The 24,841-nt window shown below is 38.7% G+C and carries 20 protein-coding genes; all 20 read left to right on the top strand.

Going from position 1 to position 24,841, the window contains the following annotated elements; genetic code table 11:
• The first annotated feature begins 337 nt into the window (after positions 1–337).
• On the top strand, positions 338–2,026 hold the full coding sequence (locus F608_RS0127010) for a GumC family protein (RefSeq protein WP_022668883.1): 1,689 nt from the start codon (positions 338–340) through the stop codon (positions 2,024–2,026).
• A gap of 18 nt (positions 2,027–2,044) precedes the next feature.
• A complete protein-coding gene (locus F608_RS0127005; protein WP_022668882.1) occupies positions 2,045–2,932 on the top strand; it encodes a polysaccharide biosynthesis tyrosine autokinase in 888 nt (295 codons plus the stop codon).
• A 28-nt stretch (positions 2,933–2,960) separates the two neighbouring features.
• A complete protein-coding gene (locus F608_RS0127000) occupies positions 2,961–4,355 on the top strand; it encodes a TIGR03013 family XrtA/PEP-CTERM system glycosyltransferase (protein WP_022668881.1) in 1,395 nt (464 codons plus the stop codon).
• A 113-nt stretch (positions 4,356–4,468) separates the two neighbouring features.
• Positions 4,469–5,059: a polysaccharide biosynthesis/export family protein gene (locus F608_RS0126995; RefSeq protein WP_022668880.1), complete on the top strand. Its 591-nt coding sequence runs from the start codon at positions 4,469–4,471 to the stop codon at positions 5,057–5,059.
• Between the two features lie 176 nt (positions 5,060–5,235).
• Positions 5,236–6,798 (top strand): outer membrane beta-barrel protein, encoded by a 1,563-nt coding sequence (locus tag F608_RS33585; RefSeq protein WP_022668879.1) that lies wholly within the window; start codon positions 5,236–5,238, stop codon positions 6,796–6,798.
• Positions 6,795–7,427 (top strand): exosortase C-terminal domain/associated protein EpsI, encoded by a 633-nt coding sequence (locus tag F608_RS0126985; protein WP_022668878.1) that lies wholly within the window; start codon positions 6,795–6,797, stop codon positions 7,425–7,427. The genes F608_RS33585 and F608_RS0126985 overlap by 4 nt, the downstream gene beginning before the upstream one ends.
• Positions 7,408–8,265 (top strand): exosortase/archaeosortase family protein, encoded by an 858-nt coding sequence (locus F608_RS0126980; RefSeq protein WP_022668877.1) that lies wholly within the window; start codon positions 7,408–7,410, stop codon positions 8,263–8,265. The genes F608_RS0126985 and F608_RS0126980 overlap by 20 nt, the downstream gene beginning before the upstream one ends.
• Before the next feature lie 14 nt (positions 8,266–8,279).
• Positions 8,280–9,119 (top strand): XrtA system polysaccharide deacetylase, encoded by an 840-nt coding sequence (locus tag F608_RS0126975; protein WP_244154346.1) that lies wholly within the window; start codon positions 8,280–8,282, stop codon positions 9,117–9,119.
• Positions 9,113–10,141: a FemAB family XrtA/PEP-CTERM system-associated protein gene (locus F608_RS0126970; RefSeq protein ID WP_341833819.1), complete on the top strand. Its 1,029-nt coding sequence runs from the start codon at positions 9,113–9,115 to the stop codon at positions 10,139–10,141. Before F608_RS0126975 ends, F608_RS0126970 begins: the two co-directional genes overlap by 7 nt.
• The gene (locus F608_RS0126965) at positions 10,138–11,340 is read left to right on the top strand and encodes a TIGR03087 family PEP-CTERM/XrtA system glycosyltransferase (protein ID WP_022668874.1); all 1,203 of its coding nucleotides are present in this window, start codon (positions 10,138–10,140) and stop codon (positions 11,338–11,340) included. The genes F608_RS0126970 and F608_RS0126965 overlap by 4 nt, the downstream gene beginning before the upstream one ends.
• 9 nt (positions 11,341–11,349) lie before the next feature.
• Positions 11,350–12,567: a TIGR04063 family PEP-CTERM/XrtA system glycosyltransferase gene (locus F608_RS0126960; RefSeq protein ID WP_022668873.1), complete on the top strand. Its 1,218-nt coding sequence runs from the start codon at positions 11,350–11,352 to the stop codon at positions 12,565–12,567.
• Positions 12,568–12,585: 18 nt separating this feature from the next.
• Entirely contained in the window at positions 12,586–13,569 is a 984-nt protein-coding gene (locus tag F608_RS37425) for an acyltransferase family protein (protein ID WP_022668872.1), read from the top strand.
• Between the two features lie 55 nt (positions 13,570–13,624).
• Positions 13,625–15,481: an asparagine synthetase B family protein gene (locus tag F608_RS0126950; protein WP_022668871.1), complete on the top strand. Its 1,857-nt coding sequence runs from the start codon at positions 13,625–13,627 to the stop codon at positions 15,479–15,481.
• On the top strand, positions 15,430–16,275 hold the full coding sequence (locus F608_RS33575; RefSeq protein ID WP_022668870.1) for a polysaccharide deacetylase family protein: 846 nt from the start codon (positions 15,430–15,432) through the stop codon (positions 16,273–16,275). Before F608_RS0126950 ends, F608_RS33575 begins: the two co-directional genes overlap by 52 nt.
• Positions 16,236–17,471 (top strand): NHL repeat-containing protein, encoded by a 1,236-nt coding sequence (locus F608_RS0126940; protein ID WP_022668869.1) that lies wholly within the window; start codon positions 16,236–16,238, stop codon positions 17,469–17,471. Before F608_RS33575 ends, F608_RS0126940 begins: the two co-directional genes overlap by 40 nt.
• Positions 17,472–18,827 carry a hypothetical protein gene (locus tag F608_RS0126935; protein WP_022668868.1) on the top strand — a complete coding sequence of 452 codons (1,356 nt, stop codon included), beginning with the start codon at positions 17,472–17,474 and terminating at the stop codon, positions 18,825–18,827.
• A 9-nt stretch (positions 18,828–18,836) separates the two neighbouring features.
• Positions 18,837–20,309, top strand: coding sequence for a lipopolysaccharide biosynthesis protein (locus tag F608_RS0126930; protein WP_022668867.1), 1,473 nt, complete (start codon positions 18,837–18,839; stop codon positions 20,307–20,309).
• 20 nt (positions 20,310–20,329) lie between these two features.
• The gene (locus tag F608_RS0126925) at positions 20,330–22,177 is read left to right on the top strand and encodes an asparagine synthase-related protein (RefSeq protein WP_022668866.1); all 1,848 of its coding nucleotides are present in this window, start codon (positions 20,330–20,332) and stop codon (positions 22,175–22,177) included.
• A 121-nt stretch (positions 22,178–22,298) separates the two neighbouring features.
• Entirely contained in the window at positions 22,299–23,849 is a 1,551-nt protein-coding gene (locus F608_RS0126920) for an MBOAT family O-acyltransferase (RefSeq protein ID WP_022668865.1), read from the top strand.
• A 33-nt stretch (positions 23,850–23,882) separates the two neighbouring features.
• Positions 23,883–24,833 (top strand): glycosyltransferase family 2 protein, encoded by a 951-nt coding sequence (locus F608_RS0126915; RefSeq protein WP_022668864.1) that lies wholly within the window; start codon positions 23,883–23,885, stop codon positions 24,831–24,833.
• Positions 24,834–24,841 lie beyond the last annotated feature (8 nt).

Genomic DNA, 24,841 nt, shown 5'->3' with positions numbered 1-24,841 from the left:
ATTTGCAGCCTGTTCTTTTTTGTCAGGTATTTGTCAAAGAAAGTCAACTTTGATCTAATTTTTTTATCCTCCCTACCAAGTAAAAAAAATTAAAGGCTTAGGCGCTTTTGAATCGGTACGTTTTCTAAATTTCCGTCTCCAATTTTAAAATTGGTATAAATATTGCTTGTGATTTGGTGGCTGTCAGATGTTGCAGATGGCTTTTCTGTAGGATTAGAAAAGCGTTATTAATAGGACGATTAGCGATTTAACCGTTGACAAAGACTTGATACTTGATAAAAGATAAAGGCTCTGACTTTTAAGGAACAACTGACTTAAAACTAAATTTGGAATTAATATGGTAGAACCTTTACAGGCTCCAGCACAAATTAAGCCGGACCAGATTATTGACGTCATAGTCCGGGGAAAATGGATAATTATTATACCGATTTGTTTGTCTTTGACTCTTGGTGTCTTTATGACACTAACTTCACATAAGACATATGAGGCCTCCACTCTTATTTTAGTTCAACCTCAGCGAGTCCCTACCAATTATGTACAATCTGTGGTTACTTCAACCATTAGTCAACGGATCAGCACCATTTCTCAACAGATATTGAGCCGGAGTAATTTGGAAAAGATCATTGACCAATTCGGCTTGTTTGCTAATTCCGAGAGCATGTATTTGGAAGACAAGATCGCAAAGATGCGCAAAAAGATAAAGGTAAAAATTGAGCGAGCTCGTCATGGGGCTGAGGCTTTTTCTATTTCCTTTACAGGAAGTGAACCTCAGAGGGTCATGCGCATTGCCAATACTCTAGCCAGCTATTTCATGGACGAGAACCTCAAAGTTCGTGAAGCCCAAGCCATCGGGACCAGCGAGTTTCTAGATTCAGAACTCGAAAAAACTCGGAAAAGGCTTGAAGATAGAGAACAGAAATTGGCTCAGTACCGGGCCAAATATTTAGGCGGTCTGCCCGATGAGCTGGAGACAAATTTAAGAACCTTGGATCGTCTTCAACAGCAGCTAATTGAGAAAAACACAATGCTTCGTGAAGCAAGAAATGGATTAAATATGTTGGAAAAACAGATAGCTCAATCCAAGGAGATTGCTTCCCAATCTTTCCAAGATCCCATTGGGGAGTTTGAGTTTGAAGAGGATGAAAATTTTACTGAGGCAGAAAGTGAAAAAAAATTGGCTGTTGTTAAAAATCAATATGACAATCTTCTTCTAAGGTATACTAAAAAACATCCTGATGTTGCCAAGCTAAAAAAGACCATGGAGAAGCTGGAAAAATCCATTGAAGAAGAAAAGAATGCGCTAAAGGAAGAGCAGATTTCAGAAGGCTCGAATATGGAGATGGAGACCGTCCAAGATGAAGAAAACACTGATAATGAAGCACAGAATATCGGGGCTATGTCTAACTTTGCAGCAATGCAGCAGGAGGCCCAACTAAAACAAATAAAAAATGAAATTCAAAAAATTCAGTCCGATATTTCTGCAATTGAAAAGAGCATGAAGCTCTATCAGAAACGGGTGGAGGATACGCCTAAAAGAGAGCTTGAACTTCAATCTTTGAAAAGGGATTATTCAAATATCCAGAGTGTATTTCATTCTTTGTTGGGCAGGAAATTAGAAGCAGAATTATCCGTGAATATGGAAAAAAAGCAAAAAGGGGAACAATTTAGGATACTCGACCATGCTCGGCTTCCGGAAAAGCCCATTTCACCCAATGTGCAGCTATTTTTTATGGTTTCAGTAGTTGGAGGGGCAGGGATTGGAACCGGAATTGTGTTCTTGCTGGAGATATTGAATTTTTCAGTGATCCGAAGAGATGAGCAGATTGAAAAAAATCTCGGACTAAATATTCTTGCTACTATTCCTCCTTTGGAGAAGTCATCGGACCGGTTACGACGGCGAATTACAACTATGGTCTTTACCGGTTGCTGTGTTTATGCCGGCATATTTTTAGCTTTTTTCATGGTATTGAATGCCAAAGGCTTGGACAGAACCCTTAATTTCATAAAAATGCACCTTAATCTTTAGTTCCGGGAGTAAATCATTTTGGGTAAAATTTTCAAGGCTCTTGAGAAGGCTGAAAAAAATATTCACAAAAAAAGTGTGAAATCAGATGACGGAAACGTGGCCTCATCTCTGACAAAAAAAAACCGTACGAAGATCACATCAGATCAATCGGTGGTTGACGGAAGTTTTCAGGAGCTACATAGTGAAGAAAAATTTATGAACTCGGCTCCTGAAAAGGTTCATGAAGGACTTGTTACCATATTAAAACCCTATTCACCGGTGTCTGAACAATTCAGGCTGCTAAAGACCAATATTTTTTTTCCAGAGAAGGGTGAACCTCCTCGCACAATTATGATCACCAGTCCATCCCCACACGAGGGAAAATCATTCGTTTCAGCCAACCTTGCCATCAGCATCGCCCAGAGTATTGACGAATATGTGCTCTTAATGGATTGTGACCTACGTGCTCCATCCATTCATTCTCTTTTCGGTTTTGGGGATCGGGAAATAAAAGGATTAAGCGAATATCTATCTGAAGATCTGCCCCTTCCTTCTGTATTGAGAAAGACATTTATCAATAAATTAACTATCCTGCCAGGAGGAAAGGTTCCCTCCAATCCATCGGAGCTTTTATCTTCAGAGCAAATGAGGCGGATGCTTCAGGAAGTTAAACTAAGATATAATGACCGGTACATCCTCATTGACACGCCACCCCCCTACATAACTTCTGAAACTAATGCCATAGCCAGATATGTGGATGGAATTATTGTCGTTGTCCGTCATGGCAAAACCCGGATCAAGGAAGTCCAGGATATCGTAGATATATACGGAAAGAATAAAATTTTGGGCGTAATTAATAATTTTTCTAAAAAATCGATAGGATATGGGTATGGCTATCGCAAATATGGATATGGATATCATAGATAGGCGTGAGGGCTGAGGGGATTTTGAGGTTATGCTCAGGATTTTAAAGCAGTATTTTCCAATCAGGAATATGGTTTTCCTTATTCTTGAAGGGGTGATAATTTTTAGCACCATCCTTTTGGTAACTGTTCTGCTGACTTTTTCAAGCTCCTATTGGTTTGATTTGATGTTAGTTTTTCGTATCACTCTGATCACACTTATCTGCCAAATCAGTCTTTATTATAATGATCTTTATGATTTTGAAATCGCATCTACGATTCCGGAAATTACAATAAGGCTTTTGCAGGCACTGGGTATTACATCGATTGCCCTGGCATTAATTTATTATGTTTTTCCTCTAATTATTCTGGATCAGAAAATTTATGTGTTAAGCATCTTATTCCTGATGGTCTTTATCGTTTGCTGGCGAATAGGATATATACAGATGCTCAACAGGGGTATGTTTAATGAAAAAATAATTATTTTAGGATCCAGTGATCTGGCCTTGGATATATATTCTGAGATTGATCGGACAATCGACTGTGGTTATACCGTTTCGGCAATAGTCCCTGACCCAGACCAAAAGGATTTTAAACCAAGCATTCCACCTGAAATTGTTAGACAAAAAAGCGGAAAAAAACTTTGCTCCCTTTCAAGTGAAAATGGTATCAATAAAATTGTTGTTGCCTTAAAAGAAAAGAGGGGAAATTTCCCCTTGGAAGACCTAATCAAGTGCAGGACTGCTGGAATCGATGTGATTGAAGGAAGCTCTTTTTATGAGATGTTGACTGGTAAGGTTCTGGTCAGAAAGATCAATCCGTCCTGGTTGGTTTTTTCAGAAGGGTTTCAGAAGTCTAAATTCAAGACACAGCTCAAACGGCTTGAAGATATTGTATTGGCATCTATCATGTTGATTTTGTTATCTCCTTTACTAGTTCTGGTGGGGATATTAATTAAACTGGATTCTATGGGACCGATTTTTTTTGTACAAGACAGGGTGGGGAAAGATAAAAAAGAGTACATGATGCACAAATTTCGATCCATGGTGAAGGATGCTGAAAAACTAACCGGTCCTGTCTGGGCTGGGGATAATGATAACCGTGTTACCAAAGTTGGCAGGGTGATACGAAAATACAGAATAGATGAGTTGCCCCAGTTGTGGGAAGTGTTAATTGGCAAGATGAGTCTCGTCGGCCCCAGACCTGAGCGTAAGTATTTTACCGATCAGCTCGAACAAGAGATTCCGTTCTATTCACAAAGGTTTAATGTGAAACCCGGGCTCACTGGATGGGCTCAGGTGTCTTACGATTACGGCGCTACGGTTGAAGATGCAGTTGAAAAACTCAATTATGAATTGTTTTACATAAAAAACATGTCGTTTGCATTGGACATTGTCATTATTTTAAAGACAGTCAAAACTGTTCTCTTCGGTAGAGGGGCCAGGTAAATCAGGATGCAAAAGGCAGGAAGTTGGATGTGCAAAATTAGCCCATCAAATTTCTAATTGTACATCCTACTTTTCAATACTAATTTATTCGATGAAATCGAAAGGGCGGAGCTATGTTTGGATTAAACAAAATTAAATATTTTATTATGTTACTTATAATAAATTTATCAGTATTGTTCTTGATTGACACCGGCTTCTCAGAAGATAAGGCTTCTAACTCAAATGATTACAAAATAGGAGTCGGAGATGTGCTAAAAGTTAGCACCTGGAAAGAGCAAGATTTGTCCTTTGAAGCCCTTATAGTTCGAAATGATGGGAAAATAACCTTTCCTCTTTTGGACGATCTTCGGGCCGAAGGTAAAACAACCGTTGAATTAAAAAATACTATACAAGAAAAATTGGCGGATTTTGTAGAAGCCCCCACCGTGACGATAACTCTTGTTAATCCAACGAGCCAAAAATATTACATTCTGGGAGAAGTTATGAATGTCGGTGAATATCCCTTAATCAAAAAACTAACGGTTGTCCAAGCTTTTGCTCTAGCTAAAGGATTTACCGAGTGGGCGGCAAAAGATGAAATTATTCTATTTCGCCGGCATCATGGAAAAGAAAAAATGATTAAAATTGATTATGATGATATTACTGACGGAAATTTAAAGAACGACATTCAGCTCAGGGCCGATGACATTATTATAGTACCTTAGATTATGTAAGTATAGTCTGAGTCCTAAATATAAGCGCTTTTTATTACGAAGCATTGGGTTTAATACCCTGTTGCTTGCGACGTTAAAGTTGATAGAATCCTCTACTTGATACTTCGGTCGCTTGCGGTTGGAAAATTCATTAAAAACAATCATGAGAAAATAAGGAGGGAAAGACAATGCAGCAGCGATGCCAGAGATCAGTATTTTGTATTAAGTATTCATTATCTTTCATTTTTTTGTTGCTTATCACGTCTCTTCCTTCAGCTCAGGCAGGAATGATAACTCAGCTTACTCCGACGCTCACGATCACTGAAGAGTATAGTGATAATTTTTTAAAAACAGAAACCGATACTCAGGAAGAGTGGATCACTTCATATGAACTGGGTTTTTCAATGGGATTTATCGAAAAGAGAAGTCAGGTATACCTTGCCTACAATCCTGAATACATAGATTATAAAAATTTTGACGATAGGGATAGTCTTGATCATAACGTGACGCTGAGTGGAAGCTTTCAACCGTCAAAACGAACAACTTTTGATATGGATTTGGGATACGACGGTCACCAGGGTAATAATCAAGGAGAGTCCTGGGAACACACGGCATCGGCCTTGCTCAACCATCAGATTACAAAACACCTCAATTTTTCTGTGAATCAAGATTATTCAAAAACTTTCGACCAGCAGGAAAGGACTGGGGTCTTCAAAGAACATGAGGTGAATTCAACAACCGTTTCAGTTGTAAATGAGTCTGGAGAAAAAGACCAAATAGGGGTAGATTTCAGTTATGAATTCGATGATTATAAACAGGCAGATCAGGATGAATATAAGGAGTTTAATACTTCGGGATTCATAACCTATTGGATGAATCCTTTGAACGGAATTGACTCAAATATCTCTTATAAGAATAGAAAATTGCAAAACTTCAACGACGATCTTGAAGAATATGAAGGGTATTTCAGGTATCTCCGAAAATTTTCAAAACATCTGGATGGTTATGTAAAGTACAGACACTATTTGTCTCAAAAGGATTCGGGTGATCACACCATCTATCATCCGTCAGTAGGATTTGACTGGGATGTCACCCGGGATTCGGGGATTTCAATGGGTACTGGAGTACTATTTCATGACTGGGAAGATGGCAGCACTTCAACAGAACCGTTTTTCGATGTGGATGTATATAAAATTTATGATTTCAGCCGGCGGGGAATTTTGACGTTAAGAGGTGCAAGTGGCTATGAAGATTCCACAGGCGAAGATATCGACAAGGGGTTTTCTACTTATTACCAGACAAGTTTTGATCTTGATTATCAACTGTTAAAGCACCTATCTTCAAATATTAACGGTTCCGTAAGGCTTGACGATTTTCATGGTCCGTCAAGTCAACGAGAAGATGAAACGATTACTTATGAAACCGGCATCCAATTGAATTATCAACTTAGGGAAAGAATGTTTACCAACGTATTTGGGACTTATACCCAAAATGAATACCATGAAACTGACCAAAACAGGCAGGATAAAACAATTGAACTGGGTGGCGGTGTCTCCTGGTCGCCTCTGAAATGGATCAGATTTAATCTATCTTATCAATATACAGAGTTTGTATCCGATTCCAGTGAGCGGGGCGATAGCACAGAAAATGAAGTTACGTTTTCGGTCAGCTTTATACCGAAGAGGCCAATTACTATAGACAGGATAAAAATTAAACGAATCGGTGAAAGCGGGCCTACTGAAGAAAAATGACCTGGAAAAAAACAGTCATAATAGTATCCATTTTACTCGCAACAGCAGGAAGTACTGCGCTCATAAGCAGATCCGAACGCGTATTACCTAACAGGCCTTTCAGTGAATTTCCTCTTGAGGTTGATCGTTGGAAAGGCCGCAAAGGAGCCCTTGATCCCGCCGTTTACAATATACTTGGCGTTGAAGATTATATTCTTGCAGATTACCGAAATGAGGCGGGTGAAATGGTCAATCTTTATGTGGGATTTTACCAGAGTCAGAAAGAGGGAGATATTATACATTCACCGAAAAACTGCATGCCCGGGGCCGGTTGGAACATTATCGACACCTCAATTGAGAGTGTTCAGATAGATCATGGAAAAAGCGTGAAGGTCATCCGCCTCCTATTGGAAAAAGGGACTGAGAAGCAGTTGGTTCTCTATTGGTTCCAGTCAAGGGGGAGGATTATATCGTCCGAGTATGCACAGAAGATATGGCTGGTAGTTGATTCAATAACCAGACAGCGTACAGACGGTTCTTTTGTCCGTCTTATATCCACTGTAAAAGGAAATGAAAAAAGGACACTTAACCGATTAAAAGATTTTGCAAATATCATTTTTCCGATTCTCAATGAATATATTCCTTCTTGATAAGAATAAATTAGGCCAGCTGTTGATTCTCGTTTTTTGTTTTGTATTTTTATACCAGAAAGCTATTCTCAAGCTTATTTCAGACTGGTCCGTAGACCCTAATTTTTCCCATGGCTTTTTAATTCCATTCGTATCGCTCTATATGGTCTGGTATAAGCAAAATGAAATCAAAGAAATTGCCCAAAAACCTTCTAAGATAGGTATAGCACTCATCGCCTTTGGCATGCTGATTCATCTGGCCGGTAATCTCGGCTCCGAACTTTTCTTAATGCGCTTTTCCATGATCATTACCCTTTCAGGGATGATAATATACTACTTCGGCTTTGGGATGTTTAAAGCCGTTGCTGTACCCGTTTTGTATCTGACCATGATGATTCCCATTCCCTACATTATATGGAATAAAATTGCCTTTCCGCTTCAACTTTTTTCAGCAGAAATATCAAGTCAAGCAATTTATCTGCTCCAAATACCCGTATTCAGGGAGGGCAATATTCTTCACCTGGCAAATACCTCACTTGAAGTGGTTGATGCATGTTCGGGAATCAGATCATTAACATCCCTTCTGGCCCTGACGGGTGCATTTTCATTTCTCTCCCCCTTGAACAGGATCAATAAATGGATACTGTTTCTTTCGGCAATCCCAATCGCTGTTGCCGTTAATGTGATCCGTCTTACCATAACAGGTGCCATGGCAGCATGGATAAGTCCAGAAACTGCTCATGGCTTTCTGCATGATATGTCGGGGTTCGTCATCTTCGGTGCCGCACTGGTTATGGTGTACCTGGTCTTTATTGTTCAAATGCGATTTAAAAAAATGAAACTGCAGACCAAGAATTGAATAGGTTTATTCTATTGACATTTGACGTGGAAGACTGGTTCCAGGTTGAAAATTTTAAGCCGTATATTAAATTTTCGACCTGGAGTTCTTTTGAACTTAGGGTGGCAAACAATACTTTCAAAATCCTTGATCTTTTGGATTCGTTTCCATTCAAACCCAAAGCTACTTTTTTCATTCTAGGGTGGATAGCTCAAAGAGTGCCGGACTTAGTCAAGGAAATCCATAAAAGGGGGCATGAAGTCGCCTCCCACGGCTTTTACCACCATCTGTGCAACGATTTGTCCCCAGAAGAGTTGATCAGGGATTTAAAAAAGAGTAAAGATTTCCTTGAAAGTTTAGTTGGAGAAAAAATCTACGGGTTCAGGGCACCGAGTTTTGTCGTCAGTGACAAGGTACTTGGTTTGATAAAGGCAGCAGGGTACTTTTATGATTCCAGTTTTAATTCTTTTTCCGGCCATGACCGGTATGGCATCATAGATTTGTCTGGAGCAAAAAAACAAGGGGTGCTTTACAGGATAAACTCTGATTTTTGTGAATTGCCGGTCAGTAACCTTGAGATTAAAGGCAGAGTTTTTCCTCTGGGTGGGGGCGGATATTTCAGGCTTCTTCCCTTTTCACTTTTTAAGTTAGGCATGGAATTTGTACTGAAAAAAGATGGAGCCTTTATCTTCTATTCACATCCATGGGAGTATGATCCCAGCCAACCCAGGGTGGAACTGGCAGCGAAAACTTTTAAGTTCAGGCACTATGTAAATCTTCATAAAACCGAGAAAAGACTTAATAAATTGCTCAAAAGCTTTTCCGAACACCGGTTTATAACCTGTAAAGACTATGTCAAAAGGAATTCTTGTTGAAGATTCGACTGGCAGACCCTTCAGAATGTGAAACATGGGATCGCTACGTAATGCAGCATCCCTCAGGGACGGTTTTTCATCTAACTGCCTGGAAAAATGTCATTGAAAAAACATTCGGACATAAGAGTTTCTATTTTCTTGCTGAAAAGGGAAACCGGATACTGGGAATATTGCCGGTTTTTGAAATAAAAAGTCTTTTATTCGGCCATTTTTTTGTGTCTGTCCCATTCGCGGAAATCGGTGGTATCCTTGCGGACAATGTGGAAACAGAACAATTCATTTTTAACCATGCGGTAGGGATGACAGAAGCCAAAAAGGCCCAATACCTGGAAATCAGAAACCGAAGGTCGATTGAAGGACTTAAAACTAAAAGTCTCTATTACAATTTCAGAAAAAACATTTTTCCGGATCATGAGGAAAATTTGAAAGCCATCCCCAGAAAATCACGAGCCATGGTAAGAAATGCCATTAAAAAAAGACTTGTTTCAGAAACCGGACATCATCTGCTACCTGATTTTTACAGAATTCTCGCATTAAACTATCATCGGCTGGGAACACCCATATTTCCTAAAGGTCTGTTTCAAAATTTTCTGAAAGAATATAAGGACCTTGCAGATATCCTCATCGTAAAAACCAGCGAAGGAGATCTTGCAGCAGCGGTTCTTTTCTTTGTTTTCAAGGATCAGATGGTGCCTTATTATGCAGGATCTGACTTTTCATTCAGGCGGTTAGGACCCAATGATTTCATGTACTGGGAACTGATGAAGCTGGCGGTTGAAAAAAAATGCACTATATTTGACTACGGCCGGAGCAAAGAAGGAACCGGTTCTTTCAGCTTTAAAAAACACTGGGGATTCAAACCCGAACCCCTTTCCTACCAGTATCACCTCGTTAAAACGGTCAATATTCCCAATTTAAGCCCTACCAATCCCAGATACCAGAAAAAAATTGAGCTGTGGCAGAAAATGCCCCATTTCATGACAAAATTTATGGGACCTTTTATTTCCAGAAATCTTGTATGACCGAAAAAATATTATATTTGTGCCACCGGATACCCTATCCTCCCAATAAAGGGGATAAGATACGCTCTTTCAACGAAATTAAATTTTTATCAAAAGATCACACCATTGATCTTATTTCTCTGGCTGACGATCCTAATGATTTAAAATATGTACAAGATCTCAAAAAATACTGCCGGAAAGTTAAAGTTTTTTTATTAAATAAAAAGGTTGCAAAAATAAAGGGGATTTTGAGCCTTTTATACGGCAAAAGCATATCCCAAGGATATTTTTATCAAAAAAATTTCCAGAAGAGAGTTGATAAATGGAGTGATTTTGAACAATACGATGCCTTTATTTGTTTTTCGTCGCCAATGGCGGAATATATATTTAAATTAAAAAAAAATCGAAAAGATGTTGCCGGGACACTGATTATGGATTTTTGTGATCTTGATTCGGACAAATGGATCCAGTATGCGCGCAAAACACCATTCCCTTTAAATATAGTCTATAAAAAAGAGGCTTTTCGGCTGTTTGAATTTGAAAAAAAAATTAATAAAATATTCAACAAATCAGTTTTTGTTTCCAAGAAAGAGGCCGCACTTTTTATAAAAAGATATCCTGATGCAAAGGATATTCAGATAATTTCCAATGGAGTTGATTACCAGTATTTTGATGCCGAAAAAATCGAAGTTACACAATCCTTTCCTTCCCCTATGATCGTATTTTCCGGCGCTATGGATTATTATGCAAACATAGACGGAGTTACATGGTTTACCAAAGAAATCCTGACGGAAATAAAAAAAGAAATTCCAAATATTAAATTTTACATTGTCGGCAGCAATCCTGATCCAAGCGTAAAAGCCCTTGAGAAAGATCCCTCGGTCGTTGTTACAGGTTTTGTTGAGGATATCAGAGAGTATTACAAGGCAGCCGACCTGTGTATTATACCATTACGGATTGCCAGAGGAGTTCAAAACAAAGTGCTTGAAGCCATGGCTATGGGAAAAGCGATCATATCAACTTCCCAGGCCGTACAGGGGATCAATCCGGAAGTGAGTCGAGTTATAGAGATTGAGGATGATCCAAAGAGGATCGCTCAGAAAATCATTGTTTTTGTCAACGACCGCGATAAGATCGGGGAAATGGGAAAGGCCGGAATACAATTTGTTTCTCGGTATCACAATTGGCAAGTCAATCTTGAAAGATTATACGAACTATAAGAAGGTTCAATGAAGATTCTCCATATTTTAGATCACAGCTTACCTCTTCACAGCGGTTATACGTTTAGGAGCCAAAATATTTTATTGGCCCAGAAAAAAATGGGATTTCAGCCGATTGTTTTGACATCGCCCAAGCACGAGGAAAGCCTAAAAAAAGAAACAGCTTTAAAAGAGGTAATTAACGGCTTTTCCTATTACAGAACAGGTGTTATCTCGACAGTGAGACTACCCTTTTTTACAGAGTTTAAGCTTATGCATCGTTTGTATAAAAGGATATTAGAGGTAGCAGGGGTTGAAAAGCCGGATTTGATCCACGCCCATTCACCGGTGTTAAACGGTATCCCGGCGATCAGAGCTGCCCGTAAATTGAATATTCCGGTCGTGTACGAAATAAGGGCTTTTTGGGAAGATGCTGCTGTAGACCATGGAACTTACAAAGAAGACTCGTGGAAGTACAGACTGACCAAATTCATAGAAACTTGGGTTTGCAAAAAGGTGGATCATATTTTCATCCTTTGCAACGGCTTAAAAAATGACCTTGTAAAGCGTGGCCTTAGCAATGAGAAAATTACCATTGTTTTCAACGGCATTAATCCGGATGACTTCAAGTCTCCCCTTTCTGATGATCTGTATCTTGATGAATGGAGTGTTCAAAGTAAAAGAGTCATTGGATTTATAGGTTCATTTTATCGATATGAAGGATTGGATCTTTTGATCAAAGCATTTGCCAGGATTTCAGTCCAGTACGAAAATTCTGTTCTTTTACTGGTTGGCGGCGGTGAGATGAAGCAGGAATTGACCCGGCTTGTAAAAGAGCGTAACCTTCAAGATAAAGTAATTATGCCGGGACGAATACCCCATGAAAGGGTGCCCGGCGTGTATGCCATGATCGATATCCTGGTTTACCCCAGATATTCCATGAGGCTAACCGAGCTTGTGACCCCTTTAAAACCCCTTGAAGCCATGGCCATGGGAAAAGCGCTTGTGGCAAGTGATGTAGGCGGGCATTACGAACTGATCAATGACAGGAAAACTGGCCTACTGTTTAAGGCTGGGAATGAGGATTCGCTTGTTGATTCAATATCCGAACTTTTGAACGACATCCGATTAATGGATGCTTTGCAGAATAACGGCGAAAAATGGGTTACAGAACATCATACCTGGAAAAATACCACGTCTGTGTATAAAAGTGAATATAAGTGGGTTCTTGAGAACAATACCGGATAAATAGTAAATAGTATTTTGATGTATTTAAACTATATTCATAATTTCCGTGGAATTGCGATATTGTACATCATTATCATTCACACGATCTCGGCTTTTTCTTGGGAAAAAAATCCTGATATTGAACGAGTGTTAAATATTCTATTGAATAACGGATCAATACTTTTTGTTTTTATTGGCGGATATTTATTCCAGCACTTGTCTTTTAAATACAAATACAAAAAATACCTTACAACTAAATTTCGGTTCGTTGTATTGCCATATCTCGTCTGCTCGGTTCCCGCCATTATCTATTTTGTATGGTTTGAACAAAGGTGGGATGTGCCGGCATGGTATTACAGCTATTCAAAGCCTGTGCAAGTCTGTATATTTTATTTAACCGGAAAGCAACTGATCCCTTATTGGTTCATGTCAATGATTTTTATTTTTTACCTCGTATCTCCCATTTTGATTTGGTCGGATAAGAATAAATCGCTCTATTGGCTGTTACCTTTATGGATAATAATTTCAATGAATATTCACAGAGGATTTTATCCTTATGTGAACTTTGCTCATTTTTTTTCTGTATTTGTACTTGGAATGTTCTTCTGTAGATACAGGAAAAAAACAATGGCAGTATTATCGACTAAACGTTATCTATGCTTGTCAAGTGCACTGATCCTCTGCTTTTATGTGCTTTCCTATATGGAAAGTTACATTGTTTCTGGTTATATCGAAAAACTTATCCTCTGCACGGTTTATCTTTCCTTTCTGTATAAATTTGACAATTTCATACCGCGTGGATTTTCCGTTTTAGCAGACCTGAGTTTTGGCATGTATTTCATACACAGCTATTACATCAGCGTAATAAAGCTGTTGTACAAAAGTAATACAGGTAATTATTTTAGTGGAAATCTTATTAGCTATTTTTCCTTCACTACAGCAATTGTCGTGTTTACTTCCTTAACAGTGTTCCTGGTTAAAAAACCATTAAAGAATTACTCCAGATATGTAATCGGAAGTTGAATTCGTTTTCGGCATCAATGATCAACCCTAACGCAGCATTTCAAAAGAGAATTCCATGAGACCCAAAATACCAAGTGGCGGCTTTATCGCTGCAGTATATAGAGACGGAGTCCCTGACAACATACTCAGGCGGTATGAGACATTAGTAGGCCCGTCTCCTTCAATCTTTAAGGAAAAAGGGTTATTAATGGCAGCATGGCCTGAATTCAAAACCCAGGGAATGTGGTCTGAAAACAATATATGTGTTGCTTATGATTTAAACCTTACAAATGAATCTTTTTTACGGACGCTTTTATCTGAAAATAGCATTGATACTGGAAACCCTGGGAAATTAATTTGGCGGTTATTTAAAAAATATGGTCTTGATTTTATAGACAAACTACGCGGGGCATATGCCTTTGCTGTATGGACCGGCAGCGACTTGATAGTTGTGACCGACTGTTTCGGGATCCGGCCTGTGGTCTATACAAAAAGCGAAAGACATTTTATTGTCGCTTCAAGAATCAGACATCTTCTTCTCGATGAAACTGTATCAAGACAGATTGATCCGGAAGCCATTTACCATTATCTTTTTTTCCAGGCAGTCTGCAGTCCTGTTAGCATCTATAAATCCGTAAATAAACTTGAGCCGGGTAAAGGATTAAAGTTTTCAGGTAATTGCCTAACTTCTTTTGTCCATTATGATATCAAATATCGGCCTGTTAAAAATCGCAGTGAATCCTATTGGACACAAACAATACCGAATGAGGTTGAAAAAGCTGTTCAAGCAAGTGTTCTGGAGCGCTCACATGACAACATAGGCTGTTTTCTCTCCGGCGGAACCGATTCAAGCTCAGTGGCAGGGTATTATTCAAAATTTTCGAAAAATCCTGTAAAAACATTCTCCATCGGATTTGCAGAACCCAAATTCAATGAGCTCGATTTCGCCAGAATTGCTGTAGCCAGGTTCGGTACAGAACAGCATGAGTATTGCGTAACTCCAAAAGATGTTATTGAATTGATGGATCTACTCCCACAGATTTATGATGAGCCTTTTGGGAATGCCTCAGTTTTTCCGGCATATTATTGCGCCAGGCTTGCTAGGGAAAACGGAATTAATATCCTTTTGGGGGGTGATGGCGGTGATGAAATTTTCGGCGGGAATGAAAGATATGTGACTAACCTGATTTTTGAAAAATATTTTTCACTGCCCCGTTTTATTCGATCTGCGATTTTGGAACCGGCGCTATCCAGTCTCCCCTCTATTGGCTTGATTTATAAAGCCAAACAATATGTAAGAAGAGCCAATATGAAAAATCCCCAGCGGTTTTATTCGTACAATCTTCTTGCAGAAAATGACCCAAATTTGATCTTTAGGAAAAGTTTTTTAGAGATGATAGATTTCAACTGCTTTATGAAACTAGCAGAAAAATTATATTCAAGCGATTCACACGCCCATGATACAGACCGGCTTTTGTATATCGATATGAAATTTACCATTACAGATAATGATCTTAGAAAGGTTACACAAATGGTAGAAGCTGCCGGAATTCAGGTCCAGTACCCACTGCTGGACAAAGATCTGGTTGATTTTACCACCACCATTCCTCCTTGTTTAAAGGTAAAGTGGGGAAAAAATCGATATATTTTTAAAAAGGCCATGCAGGGATTCCTGCCCGATAAGATAATCAACAAAAGCAAGCATGGTATGGGACTTCCCATATCTCTCTGGTTTAAAACCAATAAACAGCTGTCCGAAGTCTTATATGATAAATTGTTTTCAGCAAACTGTCGTATCAGGGACTATATAAGTGATAATTTTCTTTCAGAGATAAAAAAGGCTTTCGAAACAAATCAGACCTCCTATTATGGGGATAATTTATGGGTTTTCCTGATATTGGAGGACTGGCTTTCCAGTGTTGGAATGAAGTAATAGCTGTGAAGTTTATTATTCTAATGTACCATATGGTCTCTGAACCAGCGAATAAAAAAGAGGGCAGATTCGTCTGTACGCCTGAATTATTTCGCAGGCAGATTGAATACCTGCATAATAAAAAATTCAATGTAATTTCATTGCCGAACGCTGTTGATGCCCTTAAAGGTGGCAAATATATTCCTCAAAAAACAATTGTAATTACATTCGATGATGGCTATTTAGATACTTATCAAAACGCCTTTCCTGTTTTGCTTGAATTTGGATTTCCGGCTACGGTATTTGTCGTAAGCTCGCTTGTGGGCATGACAAATAATTGGATCGAACCTTCAAGCGGAATAGAGCGGCGTTTATGTAATTGGACCCAGCTCAGAGAAATGATTAAATATGGTATTGATATAGGATCCCATACTTCAACGCATCAGGATTTAACAGCTGTTTCTCTTAAAAATGCCATTGCCGAAATACTTCATCCCAAGCTGGAATTAGAACATCAGCTGTCCAAACCCATTGACTCTTTTGCATATCCCTACGGACGGTTTACCCAGCCAATAAAGCAGGCGGTTATAGAAGCAAATTACCAGTTTGCCTGTTCTACCAAATCTGGCTTCAATAATCATGAAACAGATCCTTTTTTATTACACCGGACTGATATTTTTGGAAGTGATACATTTCATGCTTTTAAGCAGAAGCTTTCATTTGGGATAAATGAATATAGTTTATTTTTCCCCTTTAAGTATTATAGTGACAGAGTATGGGAAAGGTTCAATTTCTTACGAAAATTTTTATCATAATTTGTATTTTTTCGGCTTATGGTCCTGTATCTGCTTCGGATACGAGTTGGGAAAATGAACAATGGGGTATTGCCCCATTTACAGATGTACTGGGCGGAGGTCCGTCAACTGGCCCAGCAGAGCAGGCTATTGGCAGTATATACTCTCTGTGTGCCAGCGACGATGGTTATATTTATGCCGCAGGCGGTCAGTTCATTGATGTGATTACGCCTGAAAAGATGCGGTATCACCTTGCAGGAAACGGAGAGGTCGGCTTCAATGACGGTTTTGCCAGCCGGGCAAAATTTGCGATGGGAATCGGTTCGTACTCTGGTGGCTATAACATTGTCTGCGGTCCATCAGGTGATATTTTCGTTGCGGATAACGGCAATAAAAGAGTTCGTCGTATTTTCAGAGACAAAAACGGTGCTTGGCAGGTAGGCACTTGGGCAGGGGGCGGTGATACAAAATTGGAGTATGGGGAGTCATGCCCTGCGAAGGATTTGAAGATGCGGCGTGTATCAGCAATAGCTGTAGATAAGAAAGGAATTACTACTATTGCCTCTTCAAGTGGTTATTATAGAGTCTCTGCTGATGGAAGCACTGCTTTTCTTGTTGCCAGGTGGCCCCCATCACTATCAACAAGACCTGGAAAGCCACCAAAGCTTAATGTCATGATGGGGGATGCTGATGAAATGGGAAATGTTTATTTTGTTTCCAGAACTCCGGACTTTGTTGTAAAAATTGACGCAGAGGGAAAAGCCGTACATGTCGCCGGAGTTTCATATTATAAAAAAAGAAAGCCTTACCATCTTGGCGACGGACATCCCAAGGATGTATTTTTTGATTCCCCATCTAGTCTTGTTGCTGAGCAGGATGGTTCCGCAGTATATGTGTGCGGAGGAGATGAATATGATATCCGACGTGTGCCTGTAAACGGGGGAACGTATACGGCAACCCTGATTCAGAATGGCCGATGGTATAGAGCCTCTGTACATCCGAACAGATCACGTGGCCCGGCGGTTTTTACACCTGAAAAGCTTGGAAAATTGAAGCCGGATGGAAAACTCAGACTTTTGATGATTTCTCATATGGCCGGCAGAAATAAAGACGGTGAAATATATGGCTTGTTAAAAGACTGGGTTGGGATGACTCAGATAATATCTGGGCAGGGGATGTTGGGTACAAAAATATTTCGTTTGAGCCGAAGGCTTTAAATGCTGAGTAAAATTAACCCTGCGTTCGTATTTTTTATTACAGGGTTATTCCTTTTAACTTTTGATGGAGGGCAAAAGGCGCTTTCTTTTCAGTTTTCCATTGGAAAATCTTTTATACTGACTCCAAGAATGGTTGATACCAGATCCCAATTGTATCCCAGGATCGCCAGCGGCAGTAGTGAAAAATGTATGGTAGTATGGCAGCAGGGAAGAAATTATTTTCAAAGTGAATCTGGTGATATTTATGCTACATTGGTTGACTGCACCGGCAAGCCATATTGTGGTGAGGCGATTTCCATCTGTATGGCCGGAGATAGCCAGGAATTGCCTGAGATCGCTTTTGGGCAGGATAGATATTTAATTGTTTGGCAGGACTTAAGAAATCATAAAGACTGGGACATCTATGGAGTATTTTTAGATCAACAAGGTGGCATGCTTGATAATGGTGAATTCAAAATCTCGACTGGTAAAGGAAGCCAGGCAAAACCCATGGTCACAACCTGCGAGAGAGGATTTTTGATCGTCTGGCAAGGTTATTCAGAGCATTTTTACTCAATTTATGTGGCACTAATAGGTTGGAATGGAAAAATACACTATAATGAAAGGCTGAAATATGAAAATAATGCCTTATATGGTGGAGATCCTGAAATATCCTGCATTGGTGACAAATGTATTTTATCCTGGAATGACGAAAAAAGCTGGAAATCGACATCTATGTCCGGAAGGATGACAGGGCGATTTGCGGCAATTAGTGTACAAGACAACGGTGTTACGATTACAGACTGTCAAAAAGCACCAACATATTTTTTAAAGGGAGGCGGTCGCTTCGCAAAAAGCAGGGAAAAATTCCTTTATTGTATATGGGATAACGGTAAAAGAGGGCAAAGCGTTGCGGTCGCAGCACTGTTTGATCCGGATAAAGCCCTACCAAAAAAAAATTTAAATAAGGAGAAACAAAGACACCTATCTGGATGGAATACCCTGCAAATGATTAGTCTAAATCCTTCCGGAGTTTTTCTTGACAGCCCATTGGATGTAAATTTTTATAGAGGAAATTTTCTGGTTGTGGGCCGGTTGTCAATTTTAAAGCACCCCACGCCACCGTTTCAAATAGTAGGGAAGATTCTTTCTAAAGACGGGATTAAGGAAAACGAGGATTTACTACCGGTTTTACATGATTCCCGGCGGCCTGTTTCGGCACCAACCTTGGCAGATACTGGCAATGGATTGATAATGGTTTGGGAACAGGAAGTTTCACCTGGAAAAAATCGAATAATGTCAAAACAAATTGGTATGGAAAAAAATTCTAATAATATGGTTCCAAGGCAGTCGCTATCCAACAGAAACTCTAAATAAAAAAGCAATATGAAAACGGAAAATTTAGGAGAAAGCATAAAAAGCGGTGTTGTGTGGCAGTACAGCAGGACCGCTTTCAACATCGGTTTTACTCTGGTAACCGGTATTATTCTGGCACGGCTTCTGGACCCTTCGGATTTCGGCCTTTTCGCAGCTGTTACTGCTATAACAAATATTATTACAGCACAGATCAATTTCGGTTGGCCGGCTGCGCTCTTGCGCTCAAAAAAATTGGAAGAACCTTTGTTGAGTTCTGTTTTCTGGATAATGGAGGCAACAGCATTATGCATGCTGGGTGTTATCTGGGGCAGTTCAGCCTATTTAGGGGATTTCTATAATGATCCAAGGTTCATGAGTGTAATGATGCTTTTGGGCGTGAATTTTTTTATCATACCTTTCAATACAATAAATGGATCTATGCTCAGGTGGGATATGCGTTACGCACTTGTCAGCAAGATTACCATGGTTGTATCTTCGACGGGAACCTGCTTGGGCATCATTATGGCGTACTTGGGATTTGGAGTTTATAGCCTAGTATTCTCAGGAATCTTTTCAAGTCTTTTTCTTACTCTCGTGATGGCGTATTTTGCCCCGTGGAAACCTTCTTTTGTATTTTCCTTCACTAATATCAAAAAGCATTTCATGTTTGGATTGAGGCTTCATTTAAACAATACGCTAAATCTTTTTGCAAATAGAGTGGATAATCTTTTAGCAGGAAAACTTGTAGGGATGCAGCTATTGGGAATTTATGTCAAAGCCTTTTCTCTTGGCAGAAAGCCTATTAGCATGCTGGGCGCTAATCTTTACCAGATGTTTTTCACGGCGTTATCCCGAATACGAGAAGACAGCAATCACTCACAGTTGATGTATCAAAAGATGATAATGGCTATTACTTTCGCCGTTTATCTTCCACTTACGATTTTGATATTAACTGGAGATGGTTTAATAATAATACTATATGGTGCAAAATGGGCCGAGGCAATCATCCCAATGAAAATAATGGCTTTTGGGTCATTTGCAGGAGTGATTACAATGATTTCCGGTGCATTCTGTGATTCTCAAAATCTTGTCAGGCAAGAAACAAAAGTTCAAATTTTAAATGTGTTGATGACTATAACTGCAGTCATTGTCGGCTCTAAATGGGGATTGATTGGTATTTCATTGGGAATCGTTATAAAAACTTTTGTTTTGTTCGTTTTAATTAAGAATATATTGACATCGGGAATCGGTATAAAGTGGAGGGATATTGGGCACTCGATATGGCCTAATGTGTGCGCTGCGGTGGGAAGTTATTTTTTAGGGATATTGATACTATCGACTTGGTCTGTGTCTGAAAATTTAGTTTACTTGCTCTTCGTAATTCTAATTTGTTCTATCGTATATTTGGCAATATGGGCGGTTATTGGAATGACAATAAAAAACCATACAGAGATGCAAACGCTATTTACACATTTTAAGACGATGCTGTCAAAGCTACGGTAGGAAGGAAGGAGATTCACAGAATGGTTCAACAATCAGATATAAAATCAACACCATTTTATCCCGGAATTATTCTTATCACAGGCGATTATATTGGAAGTGAGACAGAAAAAAAACTATCACGAATTATTGGAGTGGGGACAGAATCCCGGTATGTTACGAACAGCTTTGAATTGAGGGGGAACATCAAAGGATGGTTGATGAACCGGTCTCAAGAAGAAGGAAGTTTCTACTTAGAAGATAATGATCTCGTTGTTTGGGTTGATGGATATATCAGTGATATTTCAGATATTAAAATGGAATATGATTATTTAAAATATCCAGCCTTTTCGTTGGCAATGCTTTATAAAAAAATTGGGATAGCTTTTTTGCGTCATTTAAAAGGATCATATTCTTTTCTACTAATGGAGCGCAAAACAGAAACTATTCATGTTGTAGTTGACAGGCGCGGGTCTCGACCATACTTTTTTTCTTCCTTAAACAAGCGTAGTCTGTTTTTATCTCCCGACATTGAACTCATCATAAGTTCCAACAAAAATAAATGTAAGATTGATTACTCAAGCGCCTGCGCGTTTATTTCTAGTGGTAGATTTTATGATAGGAAAACCCTTTTTAAAGACATTAAAAAGCTTGGTCAGGCAAAAAATATTACGGTTAATAAAAACGGATTCGAGATCAATAGATACTACACATTAAAGTTCAATGAAAACATAGATATTAATGATAAAAAGGCCCTAGTTGAAAGTTTTGACACCGTTCTTCGAAAAGCTGTAAAAAGAATTTTGTCAGCCACAAAGAATCAATTCTTATTCTTGAGTGGCGGAATCGATTCTAGAGTTGTTTTATCATATCTTCTTTCAGAGAATATAAAAATCCCCGTGGTATCGTTTGGCATGAATGCCGGCCCAAAAGATGACCGTGAGATATCAGAAGCTGTAGCTAAAAAACAAGGTCTTGAATTACTCAAATATGAGTTGGAAATCGAAGATTTTGGAAAATATGCTGAGAAAGTTGTGAAATGGACCGGGAGTATTGTTGAAGTTATAGATTCCCCATCTCTTGTCAACATGTGGAAAGATCTTGGAACCCGCTTTGATACCTTTATAAATGGAGATGAATGTTTCGGATGGAAGCCTTATGTTGATTCCTACGAGAAAGCCTTAAATAGCAATATGATATTTAGAATGAATCAAATGTCCAGATTATGTAGATGGTTAAATAAAAACCATAAAAAAGATATAATCAAAAGGATTGATAACAATATTAATTCTTTAATAAAAAATAATAAAATGCCAGACCCTAATAACACAAAAGATTTATTGTACTATAAAGAAAGACTCTATAATGAAGTAAATGCATTCACGGCACCAAAATTGAAAATTTTTGAACAGGCGCGTCCTTTGATTGATGAAGATGTTATTGATTTTATTTCTGGATTACCTCCGAAATATAGATGCAAAAAAGAATTATATATAAGTTTATTGAAAATTAAGTTTCCGGATTTATTATCACCTGGTTTTGCAGCCAAAACGTCTTTGCCCCAACCCGCACATTATCAGAAATTGTTTGAATACTCAAACGAAAATGCATCTTTTATCAAACAAGAATTATTCGATCATATGAATGATGGTTTGGAGGGAATGTTAGATAGAAAAATTTTTCAGGAAGATGTCAGAGCGATCATTAGCAGAGATAATTTAACTCCTTTATCAAATCGTTGGAATCGATTACCGGGTTTATGGCGCTTAAACTGTTTTCAGTTAGAAAATCGTACGGATCCCATACTCCTAGTTTTGCGCATATTGCAATTGAGTATCTATCTGAATAAAATTAATAACAATATGAGTAAAATAAATTCATATGCTCCGTAAATTTTAAAAAGCCAAAATGAGATCAAAAATAATTTTTGGAGAGATTATGCGTGACAGTGTCTGGACAGGGATGAATAATTCAGTCGTGCAAAGGTCTCGCAATATGTTAGGATGAGCTAAGATGCTATTTAATTCGTATTTTTTTATCATTGTTTTCTTGCCCTTGGCTCTGTTAGTATATCTCAGATTAGAGTCGTCAGGCAAAAATAAGATCAGGCTTGTCTGGCTACTATCAGTCTCATTGTTTTTTTATGGATGGTGGAATCCTGTCTATCTTTTTTTATTGATTGGTTCAATTTTAATAAACTATCTACTAGGAGCTATCCTAAGTGGAAGGTATGTAGAGTTAAAAAGGAATTCCCGTTTCACTATACTCTGCATTGGTGTTGTTTTTAACCTTTTTCTTATTGGATATTTTAAATATTATAATTTTTTTATCAACAGCACCAATTGTATTTTCAATCTTGAAATTTCGAATCAAACAATCATATTGCCTTTGGCAATATCATTTTACACCTTTCAACAAATTGCCTACTTGGTAGATACGTTTCGAGAAGAGACAGACAACCACAACATATTGGAATATTCTGTTTTTGTATCTTTTTTCCCCCAACTGATTGCCGGACCTATCGTTCATCATAAAGAAGTAATGCCTCAGCTTCAAAAATTTCAAAAGAGAAACACAGGGCTTGATTTGTCCGTTGGAATAACAATTTTTTTTATTGGACTTTTCAAGAAAGTTATTCTTGCGGACAATTTTGCATTATTGGCAAATCCAATCTTTGTCACAGCTGAGCAGGGAGGAATATTGAGTTTCTTCCAGGCTTGGAAGGGTGCATTCTCATATTCCCTTCAGCTTTATTTTGATTTTTCGGGTTATTCAGATATGGCGATTGGACTCGCCAGAATGTTTGGCATATATATACCGCTAAACTTTTTTTCACCCTATAAGGCTACCGGTATAATAGATTTTTGGAGGAGATGGCACATTACGCTTTCAAGGTTTTTAAAGAATTACTTATATATTCCATTAGGGGGGAACCGTAGAGGAATTTTTCGAAGGTATATCAACATTCTGATAACAATGCTTTTGGGTGGACTCTGGCATGGTGCGGGATGGACTTTTGTCGTCTGGGGAGGATTACATGGTATCATGTTGATTTTAAATAATATCTTTAGACTAATTTGGAAAAATCCATTACAAACTTTCTGGGCAAAGACGGTGTCCCGTTTTTTCACATTTGTATGTGTGACGTGTGCTTGGGTGTTTTTCCGTTCGGAAACATTCGGTGGCGCAATTGAAATATTCAGGGGGATGCTCAATCTTCCCCATACGCTTCCAGGCAGAATTGGCCCGCTCGAAAAAATACTTGAAACAATAGGATTTACTTTCAATGGTCCCGGGATCTCATTATCTGATTATCTTGCAATTCCATGGCTTTTTACCTGGCTGTGTATTTTGTGGTTTTGGCCTAATACAAGTGAATGGTTGGGGAAATATGAACCGGGTTTAAATTCAGAAAAGTACACACAAATAAATAAAAGTTGGCTCTACTATACAAAAATTCAATGGCAACCTATAAAAATCTGGGGGATTGTACTATCAATAATCGGGTTGACCTCCATTTTAAATCTATCGCGACCTAGTGAATTCTTATATTTTCAGTTCTAAAGAAGTCAGAGGCAAGGAATGATACAGCCATCCATGGATCTCTGTAGTCCGAAAAAAATTTCCATTATAATGCCTTGCTTTAACGCTGAAGCGCATATTGAAGATAGTGTAAAAAGTGTTTTGAATCAAACCTATAAAAACTTTGAATTAATTATTATCGATGACGGCTCCACTGATTCATCGTTGTCGTTGGCTACTGAAATTAAAACAACTGATAATAGAATCAAGGTTATTAACCAAAAAAATAAGGGACCCGGGCCTGCAAGGAATAGAGGGCTTAATGAAGCAAAAGGAGACTACATTGCTTTTCTGGATTCTGACGATTATTGGTCGCCAGACTGCCTTCAAAAACTCGAAAAGGCTCTTTCCTCCAATTTTTCATCACCATATGGCCTTGTATATTGTGGATGGCAGAACATGGGTTTGACTATAGGAAAAAGTCAGCCATACATTCCACCAGATTATAGTTCAGTGGATTTATCTGAACTGTTTTTAGGTGGATGCCGATGGCCCATTCATGCTGCTCTTCTTCACAGGGAATGCATAGAACGGGTTGATGGATTCAACGAGCAGTGGACAAGTTGCATGGATTATGACTTGTGGTTGAGAATGACCCCTTTTTTAAAGGTTGTTCTTGTTCCGGAAGTTCTCGCATTTTACAGACACCATAATTCCGGACAAATAACGAAGAATAGAGCCCTGGTTGCAGAAAATCATTGGAAAGTACAAAAGGATTTTCTCTCACAACGGCCTGAAACGGTCAGGCGGATTGGTAAAGAAAAAATTAATAATCTTGTCTACGGTGAGCTGTTAAGAAGAGGGTTTCTCTCTTATTGGGAACGTGATCTTGATGCATCACATAAAATTTTTAGATTAGTAATGAAAGGGCGTTACGGTAGTCTAAAGGATTGGAAATATATGTTGCCTGCATTACTGCCAATGGGTTTATATAAAAGAATATTTAAACTGTTTAGCATCGATTGATAGTAATA

Origin of the sequence: Desulfospira joergensenii DSM 10085 (assembly GCF_000420085.1) — a bacterium.
GTDB classification, from domain to species: Bacteria; Desulfobacterota; Desulfobacteria; order Desulfobacterales; family Desulfobacteraceae; genus Desulfospira; species Desulfospira joergensenii.
This window is presented reverse-complemented; position numbering and strand designations above follow the sequence as displayed.